Below are 14,446 nucleotides of genomic sequence, written 5' to 3' on the forward strand. Positions count from 1 at the left end.
GCCGCACGGTACCGGGCCGAAGCGTCCCAGGATCGGACGGCCGAGGGCAAAGCTTCCCGAGGCCTGCGCCGGGCGACGGGATCAGCGCACCGGCATGAGCGGCGCGTAGTCGGCGGCGCCGAGCGGGTCGCGGGAGAGGGAACCGTCGCCCCGCGGTACGTCCAACGGCCGCCCGTCGCGCCGGAACGAGACCCGCCGCACGTCCGGCCGGGTGGTCAGCGTGCAGACGATCTGACCGAAGGCGAGCACCTCGTCGCTGCGGCCCGTCTCCTCTCCGGCCGCCCGGACGTCCACCTCGGCGATCGTGCCGTCCGTCCGTACCCCTGCCACGCTGACCGTGCCGGGCAGCGCGCTCGCGAAGCCGGCCTCCCGCTCACCGGCGGCCGGCCCGGCCAGCAGGTGCTGGAGGTGGACGTCGACGCCCGGCAGGGCGTCCACCCGCCGTACCGCGCGATCGAGCCGGTCCTCGCGGACGAAGCAGAGCGTCTCGGTGGCCCGCCCCGAGGCGGCCGTCGGGCCGGCGGTACCCGTCGTGGGAAACGAACCGGGCGGCGGCTGTACGCGGCGAGGCTCCTCGTCCACCGGCACCCCGCAGCCGCCGAGCAGCCCGACGACCAGTGCCCCGGCCAGGAGGCGGCGGTTCACGGCAGGACCCCCGGCAGCTCGACCCGGAACCTCGCGCCGCCCTCCGGACGCTCGGTCACGCCCGCGCGTCCGCCGTGCGCTGCGGCGTGCTGGGCGACGAGCGCCAGTCCGAGCCCCGTACCGTCGCTGTTGGCGCGGGCGTGCGCCGCCCGGCCACGGACGAAGCGGTCGAAGATCACCTCCCGGTCGGCGGCGGGCACGCCGGGGCCGTCGTCGTCCACCTCCAGCACACCCGTGTCGGGCGGCCGGAGGCACAGGCGGACGGCGACCGCGCCGCCGCCGTACCGGGTCGCGTTGTCGAGCAGGTTCAGCAGGATCTGCTCGAACCGACGCCGGTCCACCCGCCACTCGGTCGCCGGCCCGGGTCCGGCGCGTACCAGGCCGTCGGGGAGGCCGCGTGCCCGGCAGGTCTCCCGGGCCAACGTCACCACGTCGACGAGCTCCCGCTGCGCGGGCTGCTCGGTGCGGGCGAGCTCGATGAGATCGTCGACCAGGCGCTGGAAACGGCTGATCTCCTCGGCGACCAGCCGTGCCGCGGTCGCCGTGCGCTCGTCGTGGTGTTCCCGCCGGCGGGTCAGGACGCTCGCCGCCGCGGCCAGGGTCTGCAACGGCGAGCGCAGCTCGTGGCTGACGTCGGCGGCGAAGCGGCGATCCCGGTCGATGCGTTCCACCAGCTCGTCGACCATCCGGTTGAACGAGGTCGACAGCCGGGTCAGGTCCGGGTCGGTGGCCGCGTCGAGACGGGTGGTGTAGTCGCCGGCCGCGATCCGCTCGGCGGCGTCCGCCACCGCGGTGAGTGGACGGACACTGTGCCGGGTCGCGTACCAGCCGAGGGCCGCGCCGGAGCCGGCGGTCATGATGGCCACGGCGGTCAGCGTGAGCGCCACCACCTGGAGCGTCCGCGCGACCTCGCGCAGCGACGTGAGTTCGTAGTAGCTGGTGGTGTCGGAAACGGGGACGCCGACGAGCAGGGTGGGCTGCCCGGCCACCATGATCCGCTGCACCGCGGCCTCGCCGGAGCGGACGACGCGTTGCAGCTCCGCCGGGATGGGGCTGCCGTCGATCTCGGCGGAACGGCTGTGCCACTGGCCGTCGCGGTGCAGCAGCGGACGGCGACCGGTGCCGGTGTCCAGGGACCGAAGCACCTCCACGACGTCCGGGTCCTCCGTGTCGAGCCCGGTGCGCACCACGGCCGCGTCGAAGTAGGCCGCGCGTACCGCCGTCCGCTCGCGCTCCTCCAGCAGCGAGTGCCGGGTCAGGTCGTACGAGAAGAGCGCCATCGACGCGGCCAGCAGCAGCGCGCCGACGGCGAAAGCGGCGGTGACCCGAGCGCGCAGTCCGAGGCGCTTCATCGTTGCAGCTTGTAGCCGAGGCCCCGGAGCGTCACCAGGTGCCGGGGGTTGGCCGGGTCGTCCTCGATCTTCTGCCGCAGCCGTCCCACGTGTACGTCGACCAGGCGCTCGTCGCCGGTGTCGTAACCCCAGACGCGTTGCAGCAACTGCCGGCGGGACAGCACCCGGCCGACGTGCTCGGCCAGCTCGCAGAGCAGCCGGAACTCGGTCCGGGTGACCGGCACGACCTGCCCGGCCCGGCGTACCTCCCCCGCGTCCGGGCTGACCTCCAGCTCGCCGATGATGTGATTGCTGACCGGCGTGGTCCCGACGCGGCCCCGACGCCGCAGCGCCCGCAGTCGCGCCGACAGTTCCTTTATCGCCACCGGCTTGACCACGTAGTCGTCGGCGCCGGCCTCGAGCGCGGCGACGATGTCGTGGGTGTCGTCCCGGGCGCTGACCACCACGATCGGCACGTCGTCGTCGCGGCGTAGCTGCCGGATGTACTCGAAACCGTCCATGCCGGGAAGCATCAGGTCGACCAGCACGTTGTCCGCCGGGTCGGCGCGCTGCCGTTGCAGCCCCTCCTCCGCGGTCGCCACCCCGTACGCCCGGTAACCCTCCTCTTCGAGCGCGAGCAGCAGTGCCAGCCGGATACGGTCGTCGTCCTCGATCACCAGAACGGCCGTCATACCGGCATCATCCCCAACCGGCGCGGGCTCGCCCAACCGTGACCGCCGTTCCCCTGATTTGTCACACAACTGTCATGGAACCGAGCGGCCATCTCCAAGATCGCTACAGAGGGTGGTATTCGGGTCCCCCGCCGCCCTTTGCGATCCCACCCGGCGGGGCGGCACCGGACGAGCCTCTCGTCCGGCCCGCCGGTCGCCCGTCCGGCGACGCGACGAAGGGAGGGGCACGTGAGTGGCAGGGTGCTGGTCAGCGCGCTGGTCGTCGGGCTCGCCGTCGGCATGATCGGCCGATGGGCGGTACCCGGGCGGCGTGCGGCGCCGCTCTGGCTGACGCTCTCCCTCGGTGTGGCCGCCGCGCTACTCGGTTCGATCGTCGCGCGGCTGGCGGGCACGGACATCATCGAACTTCCCGGCCCGCGGCTGACCATCCAGGCGGGATGCGCCGCGGGCGCGGTGCTGCTCGCTCTCCTGACGGCCGGCCAATGTGACGGCGACCACTCGACCGTCTCGAACCCACCCGACGCCGGCCGACGCCACTGACGAACCGCTCACCCGCGGGCCACCCCGCCGGCCTCCGGTGGCGGCCGGCGGAACGAACGAAAGGAACTGGCGATGACCGTAGTACCTGCGGATCACCTGATGACACTGATCTGCGACGGCTGCGGCGACACGATCACCGGTGTGGCTCCCGTCCTTCCGGACGCGGAGGTCGTCTGGACGCTGGTGTTCTCCAACGACTGGGTCGGCTCCCCCTTCGCCTCCGGCCCGCACCACTGCCCCCGGTGCAGCTTGAACCTGCCCGAGGACGGCACGACCGTCGGGGACCTCGTCAGGCAGGAACGCGCGCTCGGGATCGACTACCTGGACGAGGTGGGCGTCGAACCGGCCGCCACCGAACGCGATCCGCAGGAGTTGCTCCGGCGCGCGCTGCGGGAGGCGGTGGAGCACGGCGGCCGGGTCCTCGTCGACCTCAGTGAGGTGCAGGTCATCGACTCAGCGGGGCTCGGCCTTCTCGTCCGCGCCCATCAGGAGGCGCGGCAGCGGGACACCACGCTCTGCCTGGTCGCGCCGTCCCGGTTCGTCCTGACCGTGCTGCACACCATGCGCCTCGAAGGGATCTTTCCCGTCGTGGAGAGCCGCGCGGCGGCCCTACGCGGGCTCGCCGACACCTCGCCCTGACCCAGCCCGGCACGGCCACCTCGAGCCGGATCCGCCCAGTTGCCCCCCCCTCGGAGGAACGATGATTTTGCCCTGGCCCGACGACGCCCTGTACCGCTACCTCCAGGAACCGGGGCCGGCGAGCGACGACGTGCGGCTCGCCGCGCTCGTCGCCCAACGGCTGGGCATCGACTGGACCACCCGCCACCAGCAGATCGAGGTCACGGTGCAGAACCGGGTGGTGATCCTCTCCGGCACGGTCGCCAACCTGGAGGTCCGCCGGGTCGCCGGTGAGCTCGCGTGGGACGTCACGGGCGTCCTCGACGTTTGCAACACCCTCCGCCCGCCGGGCCGTCGGCGCGTACGGGGTTGATCGGGTTGGCCCCACCCACCGCCTTCGGGCGACGTGGCGCACGACGGTCATGCTGTACATCATGATCCGTTTCGTGTTGAACGTGCTGTGGCTGATCTTCGGTGGCGGCATCGTCCTGGCGATCGGCTACGGCATCGCCGCGCTGATCTGTTTCGTGCTGGTGGTCACCATCCCGTTCGGGGTCGCCGCGCTACGCCTGGCGAACTACTCGCTCTGGCCGTTCGGCCGCACCCTGGCGCCGAAGCCCGGCGCGGGTGTCGCGTCGGGGTTGGCCAATGTCCTGTGGGTGGTGCTGGCAGGCTGGTGGCTGGCGTTGTCGCACATCGTCGCCGGGATCACGCTCTGCGTCACGATCATCGGTATCCCGTTCGGCATCGCCAACTTCAAGTTGGTGCCGGCGGCGTTCTGGCCGCTGGGACGTGAGATCGTCGATACCCCCTGAGCCGGCTCCGCCGGGGCGGAAACCGACCAACCGGTCGTGCCGGCGGAAACCGCGCATCGCCGCCGTTCACCTGCAAGCGGGCACGTACCGTACACGCATGAGAGGGCGATGTCGAGCCCTCAGAACGGCCTGCCATGATCATGCCTGCCGCGCGGCCGGCACCGGAGGACACCGGTTCCGAGCCAGGCCCGCAGATGCGACGACGAGCGTATGCCCACCGTCACTATCTGCTATGGGTGTGGCACGGATCGCACCGTCCGTCGTGGTGACCAGGGCGGACGCGGGGTCATTATTACCGGGTTGTTACGGAATTGGCGGGCCCCCAGCTTGCGAATGATCCTCTGGTCCGAATACGTTGCCGACGGCAACAAAACCAGTAGGGCCAGACGCTTCCCGGAGGCATCCATGACGTTGGCGAGGTGGTGCGAACAATGAGCGACGTACCGATCCTCCTGGAGATGCGCTCCATCACCAAGGAGTTCCCCGGGGTCAAGGCCCTGTCCGACGTGAACCTGGTGGTGCGCGCCGGTGAGATCCACGCGATCGTCGGGGAGAACGGCGCAGGCAAGTCCACGCTGATGAAGGTTCTCAGCGGGGTCTATCCGCACGGCAGCTATGACGGCGACATCGTCTACCGGGGCGAGGTATCCCGCTTCGGGGACATCCGGGCCAGCGAGCGGGCCGGGATCGTGATCATCCACCAGGAGCTCGCCCTCATCCCGCACATGTCGATCACCGAGAACATCTTCCTCGGCAACGAGCCGCGGAAGAACGGTGCGATCGACTGGAAGGCCGCCAACCGGCAGGCGCTGGAGCTGATGGCCCGGGTCGGCCTCCGGGAGGACCCGGACACCCTGATCAAGGACATCGGTGTCGGTAAGCAGCAGCTCGTGGAGATCGCCAAGGCGTTCGCCAAGAACGTCAAGCTGCTCATCCTCGACGAGCCGACAGCGGCGCTGAACGAGGACGACTCGCAGCACCTGCTGGACCTGCTGCGCGGCTTCCGCGAGCGCGGCATCACCTCGATCATCATCTCGCACAAGCTGAACGAGATCGAGGCGATCGCCGACCGGATCACCATCATCCGCGACGGCCACACCATCGAGACGCTGGACGTCAAGGGCGATGGCGTCGACGAGGACCGGATCGTGCGCGGCATGGTCGGCCGGGAGCTGCACAGCCGCTTCCCGGAGCACACGCCCAAGATCGGTGAGGTCTTCTTCGAGGTCCGTGACTGGACCGTCCGGCACCCGATCTCCGCCGATCGGCTGGTCGCCAAGCACTCGAACTTCGTCGTACGCCGCGGCGAGATCGTCGGCTTCGCCGGCCTGATGGGCGCGGGCCGCACGGAGCTGGCGATGAGCATCTTCGGCCGCTCCTACGGCGTCTACCAGTCCGGCACGATCATCAAGGACGGCAAGCCGGTCGTCCTCAAGACGGTGGCGGACGCGATCGCCCACGGTCTCGCGTACGTCAGCGAGGACCGCAAGGCGATCGGGCTCAACCTGCTCGACGACATCAAGACGTCGACGGTCGCCGCCAAGCTCTCCAAGATCACGCATCACGGCGTCCTCGACGAGGTCGAGGAGTACCGGGCGGCCGAGGCGTACCGCCAGAGCCTGCACATCAAGACCCCGACGGTCGACGAGGGCGTCAGTAAGCTCTCCGGCGGCAACCAGCAGAAGGTCGTCCTGGCGAAGTGGATGTTCACCGACCCTGACCTGCTGATCCTGGACGAGCCGACCCGCGGCATCGACGTGGGGGCCAAGTACGAGATCTACGGGATCATTCAGCGGCTCGCCGACCAGGGGAAGGGCGTCATCGTCATCTCCTCGGAACTGCCTGAGCTGATCGGGCTCTGCGACCGCATCTACACGGTGTCGGAAGGCACCATCACCGGCGAAGTCGCCCGGCAGGACGCAGACCCGGAGACCCTCCTGAAGCTGATGACCTCGACTAAGAAGATGCAGACACGATGAGCCGACTCAAGGATCTTCAAAAGAACCTCTTCGGAGGCACCACCTCAAACGCCCGCCAGTTCGGGATGATCGCCACCCTGGTGGTGATCGTGCTGATCTTCCAGATCTGGACCGATGGGCTGACGCTGCGGTCGGACAACCTGATCGCGCTGTTCCAGCAGAACTCGTACATCCTGATCCTGGCCATCGGCATGCTGATGGTGATCGTCGCCGGGCACATCGACCTCTCGGTCGGCTCGATCGCCGCGTTCACCGGCATCCTGGTGGCCAAGGCGATGGCGGAGTGGAACCTGCCCTGGCCGTTGGGGATTCTCTTCGGCCTCGCGATCGGCGCGGTCATCGGCGCCTGGCAGGGCTTCTGGGTCGCCTACATCGGGGTGCCGGCGTTCATCGTGACCCTGGCGGGCATGCTGCTCTTCCGCGGCGGCAACCAGTTCATCGGCAACGCGAACACGATCCCGGTGCCGGAGGGCTTCCGGGTGATCGGCTCGGGCTTCCTGCCCGAGACCGGCCCGAACACCGGCTACAACAACCTGACCCTGCTGCTCGGCCTGGCCGGCTGCATCGCGGTGGTGTGGCGGGAGCTGGCGGCGCGCCGCACGCGCAAGGAGATGAACGCCGACCCGATCCCGATGTGGATCTCGATCCTGCGCATGGCCGTGATGGTCGGCGTGCTGATCTTCATCTCGCTGCGCTTCGGCAGCGGCCGGGTCGGCACCAGCTTCCCGGTCTCCGGCATCATCCTGGTGGCGCTCGTGCTGGCGTACTCCTTCTACACCCGCAACACCGCGGGTGGCCGGCACATCTACGCGGTGGGCGGCAACTCCCGCGCTGCGGAGCTGTCCGGCGTGAAGCTCAAGCGGGTCAACTTCTTCGTCATGATGAACATGTCGGTCCTGGCCGCGCTCGCGGGCATGATCTTCGTGGCCCGCTCGGCGGCCTCCGGCCCGCAGGACGGTAACGGCTGGGAGCTGGACGCGATCGCCGCGGTCTTCATCGGCGGCGCGGCCGTCGCGGGCGGCATCGGCACCATCAGCGGCTCGATCGTCGGTGGTCTGGTGATGGCCGTACTCAACAACGGCCTCCAGCTCGAAGGTGTGGGCACCGACAAGGTGCAGATCATCAAGGGCCTGGTCCTGCTGCTGGCCGTCGCGGTCGACGTCTACAACAAGCGCCAGGGACGGTTCTCGATCATCGGGAGTCTCACGAAGTCCTTCCGCCGGGAAGGGCCGGCCGCACCTACGCCATCGTCCGGCGCGGAGCGTGAACCCGCCAAGACGACGGTCGCCGGCTGACGCCCGCCGGCCGCAGTTCACACACCAACCCTCAAGAAAGGCAACCACCCCAATGCGCAAGCTTCTCGGCAAGACGATGGCCGTCGGTGCCATCGCGATGCTTGCCCTCACCGCCTGCGGCTCCGGCCGCGACGAGGGCACCAGCGGCGGCTCGGGCAGCGAGACCAAGGGCTTCCCGGCCAACTCGCTGATCGGTGTCTCCCTCCCGGCCAAGACCTCGGAGAACTGGGTCCTCGCCGGTGACCTGTTCACCAACGGCCTGAAGGAGGCCGGCTTCGAGGCGAACGTGCAGTACGCGGGCGCGTCGACCACGGTCGCCGACCAGCAGGCCCAGATCACGTCCATGGTCACCAAGGGCGCCAAGGTCATCGTCATCGGCGCGACCGACGCCGCGCAGCTGTCGACCCAGGTCGCCGCCGCGCACGAGGCCGGCGCGAAGGTCATCGCGTACGACCGGCTGATCCTGAACAGCCCGGACGTCGACTACTACGTCGCGTTCGACAACTTCAAGGTCGGCCAGCTCCAGGGTCAGGCCCTGCTGGACGGCATGAAGGCCAAGAAGCCGAACGGCCCGTACAACATCGAGCTGTTCTCCGGCTCGCCGGACGACAACAACTCGAAGGTCTTCTTCGACGGCGCGATGAGCGTTCTCCAGCCGGAGATCGACAAGGGCAACCTTGTCGTCGCCTCGGGCCAGAAGGACATCAAGCAGACCGCCATCCAGGGCTGGAAGGCCGAGGGTGCGCAGGCCCGCATGGACCAGCTGCTGACCTCGACCTACGGCAACAAGGAGCTGGACGGCGTCCTCTCCCCGAACGACACCCTGGCCCGCGCGATCATCACCTCGGTGAAGGGCGCCGGCAAGCCGGTCCCGGTTGTCAGCGGTCAGGACTCGGAGGTCGAGTCGGTCAAGTCGATCGTCGCCGGTGAGCAGTACATGACGATCAACAAGGACACCCGCACCCTGGTCAAGCAGACCATCGACATGGTGAAGGCCCTGCAGGCCGGCAACGCCCCGCAGGTGAACGACACCACGACCTACAACAACGGCACGAAGGTGGTCGACACCTTCCTGCTCCCGCCGGTCGCCGTCACCAAGGCGAACGCGGCTGAGGCGTACGCGAACGACCCGAAGCTCGCGCCGCTGACCAAGTAAGTAGCACCGCAGTTAGACGTCGGGTCCCGGATATTTCCGGGACCCTTCGTCTTCCTGGAGCCGACGGCACCGACAGACGGAAGGAGGTGCGGTTGTGCGCCCCCCGCTGTCCGCTCTCCACCGGACCGGTGGTACCCCGGCCGTCCCGGCGCCCCCCGCGTCGGGTGCCAGCCAGGAGGAGATCCGCCGGCAGAACCTCGGAGCCCTGCTGCGTCACGTCCACGTCCACGGTCCGACCTCCCGGGCCGAGTTGACCGCGCGGCTCGGCCTCAACCGCAGCACCATCGGCGCGCTCGCCGCCGACCTCGCCGCCGCCGGCCTGGTCACCGAGGGAGCGCCCGTCACGACCCGCCGCGGCCGCCCCTCACTCGTGGTGACCCCCCGCTCGAGCCGCGTGTACGCGCAGGCGCTCAGCATCGAGCCGGACAAGTTGCGCGCCGCCCGAATCGGCCTCGGCGGTCGCGTCCTCGACCTTCGTGACACCCCGCGACCAGCCGGGACGTCCGCCGTCGACGCCGTCGACACACTGACCGCCCTGGCGCACGAGATGGACCGCGACGTCGCGGCGGATTCCATCCGGGTGGGCATCGCGGTCGCCGTCACCGACACGACCCGCGACCGGGACGGACGGATTCGCATCGGCGGCCCGGACGAGAGACTGCGCGCCGCGATCGGCGCGGCCTTCGGCGACGGCCGGACCGGACCCACCGTCCTCGCCGGCGACCTGGCCGACATCGCCGCGCTCGCCGAACACGTCCGGGGCGTGGCCGCCGACGTGGACGACCTCATCTACCTGCACGGATCCAGCGGCGTCAGCGCCGGCATCATCATCGAGGGCCGGCTCGTCGTGGGCCACGGAGGTCGCAGCGGCAAGGTCGGCCACATGGTGGTCAACCCCGACGGCCTGCCCTGTGAATGCGGCTCCCGTGGCTGCTGGCAGACCGAGATCGGCGAGGCCGCGCTGCTGCGGCACGCCGGGCGTGACCCCGGTACGCCTGACGGGGTGTGCGAGGTGCTGCGCGCGGCGGCCGACGGGGAGCCGGCCGCGACCGCCGCGGTCGAGCGGGTCGCCGACTGGCTCGGCTTCGGCGTGGCCAACCTGGTCAACGTGGTCAACCCCGACGCCGTGGTGTTCGGCGGGTCGCTGCGCGAGGTCTACCTGGCCGGCGCGGACGTCGTCCGGCAGCGCCTGGACGAGCTGGCGCTGCCGGCCTCCCGCGAGCACGTGCAGCTGCTACCCGCGGCGCTCGGCCCGGACGCCGCCCTGATCGGCGCCGCCGAGCTCGCGTTCGCGCACCTGCTGGCCGATCCGCTGCACATCGGCACGGCCGCCTGACCCGACCGGCGCCACCCGGGTCGCGTTCCCCGACCCGTGGGCGGCCGCACGTCCGCGCCACCGCCGGTATTCGCCGCCGCACGTCCGGGCCGCCACCCGGGCCCCGAACGCGACCGGCGAAGACGGCGAGACGTCCGCGCGACAGACGGTCGACGTCGCCGCCTCCAGCGCGGACGTCACCGGGAATGCAACCCGCGGTCGGCGTCCGGGCGTGTTCCCTGTCGTCAGCGATGCTGGCCACGTCCACGATGCCTGGAGGTACGGCGATGGGATTCCCGAGCGTCCGCGGCGGTGCCGCCGTGACCTGCGCAGCGACGATCCTCGCCGCGCTCGCGGCCTGCGGACCGGACGCCGATCCCGACGCGCCGGCCACGCCGGGTGCCTCGTCGGCCCCCGCCACCGACGCGCCGCCGACACCTCCTGCCGTGGATCGGGAGTTCCGCCGGCTGGAGACCGACTTCGACGCCCGCCTCGGCGTCTTCGCCGTCGACACCGGGACCGGGACGACGGTGCGGCACCGGGCCGACGAGCGGTTCGCGTACGCCTCGACGTTCAAGGCGCTGGCCGCCGCCGTGCTGCTCGACCGGACCTCGGCGGCCGAGCTCGACCAGGTCGTCCGGTACTCGCGGAGCGACCTTGTGGCGCACTCCCCGATCACCGAGCAGCACGTCGCGACAGGGATGCGGCTGCGCGACGTGGCCGACGCCGCAGTCCGGTACAGCGACAACACGGCAGCCAACCTGATGCTGCGTCAGCTCGGCGGCCCGGACGGCTTCGAGCGGGAGCTACGCCGGCTCGGCGACACGATCACGGAAGCCGACCGCTTCGAGACGGCGCTCAACGAGGGACGGCCCGGTGACCGGCGGGACACCACCACACCCCGGGCCTTCGCCACGGACCTACGGGCGTACACCGTCGGCGACGCGCTGAGTCAGGAGGACCGGGACGTCCTCAACGGGTGGCTGCGGAGGAACACCACAGGTGACGCCCTGGTCCGCGCCGGTGTGCCCGCGGGCTGGACGGTCGGCGACAAGACCGGCGCGGGCGGGTACGGCACCCGCAACGACATCGCCGTGCTCTGGCCGCCGGAGGGAGCGCCGATCGTCCTCGCCGTGATGTCGAGCCGCGACGCGGAGAACGCCGCGTACGACGACGCGCTCATCGCCCGGGCCACCCGGATCGTCGTCGGCGCGCTGCGTCCCTGAGCTGGGTGCCGCCGGCCCTCTCCCCCGGTCCGCTGACCGGACCCGCGTCTCGCCGCGGGCGGAGCGGACCGGGCGGGTCCCGGGCGGACCGTCCCGGCCCGAGCGGACCGGCGGGTCGACCTGACCGGGCGGGCGTCGGGGCCGCCGGGACGTTCTCCCGACGGCCCCGGTGGGCGTCAGTGGATGCCGACGGGCGTGCGGGTCTGGTCGCCCTGCCCACCGTCGAGCAGGTCCGGCCGCTCGATCCTGCGGCGGGACAGGAACGCGGCCGGGATGAACGTGAGCACCACGAGCGCGAACGCGACCCAGAACGTGCCGCCGAACGAGTGGGCGGCGAAGCCGAGCCCCCGGTCGATGAGCTCCTGCGGGACCGGGAACTGTTCGAGCAGCTGTGGCTGCTGCTGGCTGGCGATGGCCAGCCCCGCCTCGGTGACCGGCTTGCCGCTCTCCGGGTCGGTCACACCGGGGATCACGTTCGAGCCGTTCAGCTGATTGGTGAGGATCACCGACATGACCGCGGCGCCGACCGAGCCACCGATCTGCTGGAGGATGTTGACCAGCGTCGAGCCGCGCGCCACGTCATGGGCGCTCAACGTCCGCAGCGCCGACGTCATGATCGGCATCATGGTGCCGCCCATGCCCAGGCCCATGACGAACAACGAGCCGCAGAGCAGCAGGTAGGACGTGTTCGGGTCGACCTGGGTGAACGAGAAGAACCCGAGCACGATGAGCGCCAGCGCGAAGGGCACCGTACGCCCCACGGGCACCCGGTCGGCCAGCGTGCCGGCGATCGGCATCGTGATCATCGCGCCGATCCCCTGCGGCGCCATCAGCAGGCCGGCGGCGAGGGTCGACTCGCCGCGAACCTGGAGGAAGTAGCTCGGGAAGAGCAGGCCCGCCCCCATGAAGGCGATGATGAAGACGAAGAGCGTCACCGCCGCCACCGTCAGGTTGCGGTTGGCGAACAGCCGCAGGTCGAGCAGCGGGTGCCGGGGCCGGAACGAGTACAGGACGAAGGCCACCAGCAGCGCGGCCCCGACCAGCATCGGCCCCCACACCTCCGGGTCGCCGAACGTGCCGGCCTCGGGCAGCGAGGAGATGCCGTAGAGGAATAGCGCGAGGCCCGGGGAGAGCATCAGCATGCCGAGGAAGTCGAAGGACTCCGACGGCTCCGGCGCGTCCTTCGGGAGCGCGACCTGCGCGTAGATGAGCGCGACGACACCGATCGGCAGGTTGATCAGGAAGATCCAGTGCCAGCCGGCCGCGTCGATCAGCCAGCCGCCGAGGATCGGCCCGGCGATCGGGCCGAGCAGCATCGGGATGCCGAGCACGGCCATCAGCCGGCCGATCCGGTTCGGGCCGGCCGCCCGGGTCATGATCGTCATGCCGAGCGGCATCAGCATGCCGCCGCCGAGGCCCTGGAGGACCCGGTAGGCGATCAGTTGCCCGATCGAGTCGGCGGTGGCGCAGAGCGCCGAGCCGATCGTGAACAGCGCCAGCGCGGTCATGTAGAGACGCTTGGTGCCGAACCGGTCGGCGGCCCAGCCGGCGAGCGGGATCACCGTGGCCAGGGCGAGCGTGTAGCCGGTCATCGTCCACGCGACTCGGGCGTACGAGGCGTCGAAGTCGTTCTGGAACGTGGGCAGCGCGACACTGACCACGGTCACGTCGAGGATCGACATGATCGCGCCGAGGACGACGACACCCGCCACCTTGAGGACCGCGGCGTCCAGTTTCGCCGGCGCCGCGGCAACTTGCTGGGTCACAGAATCTCCTGAAGTCGGTGGTGCTGACGGGCGGTGAGCGGTGGGGGTGGCGCCGCGCCGTGGTGTGGGACGAAGCACGGCTCGCGGAGGGCGAATGCTCGCACGCAGAGTAGCGGCCGCCCCCGACAGGCCGCCCCCGTTTTAGCCCGACCGCCTCGGCCGGTACCGGTGACCTTCCGTCGCGATACGGCGGTGTTCGTCCGGGTTCTCGACGTGGTCAACTCGGCCTCCGCCCGGGGTGTGACGTCAATCCGATCGTGACTTCACCCACACGATGAGCAACCATGGCCGCCCGACGAACGGGGCCTCGGCTGCGGCGACAGGGCACGGAGGCGGAACCGGCCGGCTCTGCTGCGGTGCGACCTCCCGCCGGCCGGCTCACCGCCGCCTGGTCACCACCGCTGAACGTGTCCCCTCCTCACGATCGGCGAGAGCGCGCCCTAGGCTTGCTTGGTCGCCGCAGGGGTGACGAGGGGAGACGACCATGAGCCTGACCGACAACACCGACCGCGCCGAGGAGTGGAACGTCGCCGAGGACGACGGGGTCCTGGACGCCTCCGACACCCTCGACAGCGATCGGATCACCGATCCGCTCGACACCGGCATCGCCGCTCCGGATCACTGGTACGGCGCGAACCGGTACGGCACGACTCCCGCCGAGGAGCGGGCGGGCGAGTCACTCGAGCAGCTGCTCGCGGAGGAGGAGCCGGACATCGACCCGTACGCGGAGCAGGTCGACGACGAGGACGAACTGATCCGGCGGGGCTACGAGCAGGACCCGCGGGCGGGCCGCCTCGTCGAATACGACGAGGGCTTCCGCGATGACGAGGAGCCCGACTCGGTGGCCTGGGACGCCGGGATCGACGCCGGCGCGGCCAGCGCGGAGGAGGCCGCCATCCACCTGGTGGACGACCCGAACGGCCCGGGCGACGGCCCACTGCGCTGAGGCCCTTCCGCCGCACCGCGCCGGCGAACACTGCCGTCCCGGGCCGCCGGGTACGGATCGCTGACCCGGGTGCCGTTGCACCGCACCCGGCCGGCGTCACACATACCTGGTGACGGCGGCGG

Annotated in this window: 14 protein-coding genes; 10 read left to right on the forward strand and 4 right to left on the reverse strand. The window is 70.7% G+C overall.

Annotated features, from left to right (window positions below; all coding sequences use genetic code 11):
- Positions 1-81 precede the first annotated feature (81 nt).
- From AB0F98_RS11950 to AB0F98_RS11960, 3 genes are read right to left on the reverse strand one after another with little or no spacing between them, the layout of a single operon-like run.
- Positions 82-645, reverse strand: a complete 564-nt coding sequence (locus AB0F98_RS11950) for a GerMN domain-containing protein (RefSeq protein WP_357732802.1) — start codon at positions 643-645, stop codon at positions 82-84.
- Positions 642-1,997, reverse strand: coding sequence for a HAMP domain-containing sensor histidine kinase (locus AB0F98_RS11955; protein WP_357732805.1), 1,356 nt, complete (start codon positions 1,995-1,997; stop codon positions 642-644). The genes AB0F98_RS11950 and AB0F98_RS11955 overlap by 4 nt, the downstream gene beginning before the upstream one ends.
- Positions 1,994-2,668: a response regulator transcription factor gene (locus tag AB0F98_RS11960; protein WP_357732808.1), complete on the reverse strand. Its 675-nt coding sequence runs from the start codon at positions 2,666-2,668 to the stop codon at positions 1,994-1,996. Before AB0F98_RS11960 ends, AB0F98_RS11955 begins: the two co-directional genes overlap by 4 nt.
- Before the next feature lie 228 nt (positions 2,669-2,896).
- Between AB0F98_RS11960 and AB0F98_RS11965 the strand changes: the two genes are divergently transcribed.
- The 9 genes from AB0F98_RS11965 (at position 2,897) to bla (ending at position 11,612) form a co-directional block, all read left to right on the forward strand.
- Positions 2,897-3,208 (forward strand): hypothetical protein, encoded by a 312-nt coding sequence (locus AB0F98_RS11965; protein WP_357732811.1) that lies wholly within the window; start codon positions 2,897-2,899, stop codon positions 3,206-3,208.
- A gap of 72 nt (positions 3,209-3,280) precedes the next feature.
- A complete protein-coding gene (locus AB0F98_RS11970) occupies positions 3,281-3,847 on the forward strand; it encodes an STAS domain-containing protein (protein ID WP_357732814.1) in 567 nt (188 codons plus the stop codon).
- A gap of 61 nt (positions 3,848-3,908) precedes the next feature.
- Entirely contained in the window at positions 3,909-4,199 is a 291-nt protein-coding gene (locus AB0F98_RS11975) for a BON domain-containing protein (RefSeq protein ID WP_357732817.1), read from the forward strand.
- A 61-nt stretch (positions 4,200-4,260) separates the two neighbouring features.
- Positions 4,261-4,641 carry a YccF domain-containing protein gene (locus AB0F98_RS11980; protein ID WP_357732820.1) on the forward strand — a complete coding sequence of 127 codons (381 nt, stop codon included), beginning with the start codon at positions 4,261-4,263 and terminating at the stop codon, positions 4,639-4,641.
- Between the two features lie 431 nt (positions 4,642-5,072).
- A complete protein-coding gene (gene mmsA, locus AB0F98_RS11985) occupies positions 5,073-6,620 on the forward strand; it encodes a multiple monosaccharide ABC transporter ATP-binding protein (RefSeq protein ID WP_357732823.1) in 1,548 nt (515 codons plus the stop codon).
- Positions 6,617-7,915, forward strand: a complete 1,299-nt coding sequence (mmsB, locus tag AB0F98_RS11990) for a multiple monosaccharide ABC transporter permease (protein WP_357732826.1) — start codon at positions 6,617-6,619, stop codon at positions 7,913-7,915. Before mmsA ends, mmsB begins: the two co-directional genes overlap by 4 nt.
- A 52-nt stretch (positions 7,916-7,967) precedes the next feature.
- Positions 7,968-9,071: a sugar-binding protein gene (locus tag AB0F98_RS11995; RefSeq protein WP_357732829.1), complete on the forward strand. Its 1,104-nt coding sequence runs from the start codon at positions 7,968-7,970 to the stop codon at positions 9,069-9,071.
- Positions 9,072-9,177: 106 nt separating this feature from the next.
- A complete protein-coding gene (locus tag AB0F98_RS12000; protein WP_357733551.1) occupies positions 9,178-10,407 on the forward strand; it encodes an ROK family protein in 1,230 nt (409 codons plus the stop codon).
- Between the two features lie 266 nt (positions 10,408-10,673).
- Complete coding sequence (gene bla / locus AB0F98_RS12005) at positions 10,674-11,612, forward strand: class A beta-lactamase (protein ID WP_357732832.1); 939 nt, start codon at positions 10,674-10,676, stop codon at positions 11,610-11,612.
- A gap of 176 nt (positions 11,613-11,788) precedes the next feature.
- Here bla and AB0F98_RS12010 read toward each other — a convergent pair whose 3' ends face one another.
- On the reverse strand, positions 11,789-13,378 hold the full coding sequence (locus tag AB0F98_RS12010; protein ID WP_357732835.1) for a DHA2 family efflux MFS transporter permease subunit: 1,590 nt from the start codon (positions 13,376-13,378) through the stop codon (positions 11,789-11,791).
- A 484-nt stretch (positions 13,379-13,862) separates the two neighbouring features.
- Between AB0F98_RS12010 and AB0F98_RS12015 the strand changes: the two genes are divergently transcribed.
- Positions 13,863-14,324 (forward strand): DUF5709 domain-containing protein, encoded by a 462-nt coding sequence (locus tag AB0F98_RS12015; protein WP_357732838.1) that lies wholly within the window; start codon positions 13,863-13,865, stop codon positions 14,322-14,324.
- Positions 14,325-14,446: the final 122 nt, after the last annotated feature.

The organism is Micromonospora sp. NPDC023737, from assembly GCF_040639715.1.
GTDB lineage: Bacteria > Actinomycetota > Actinomycetes > Mycobacteriales > Micromonosporaceae > Micromonospora.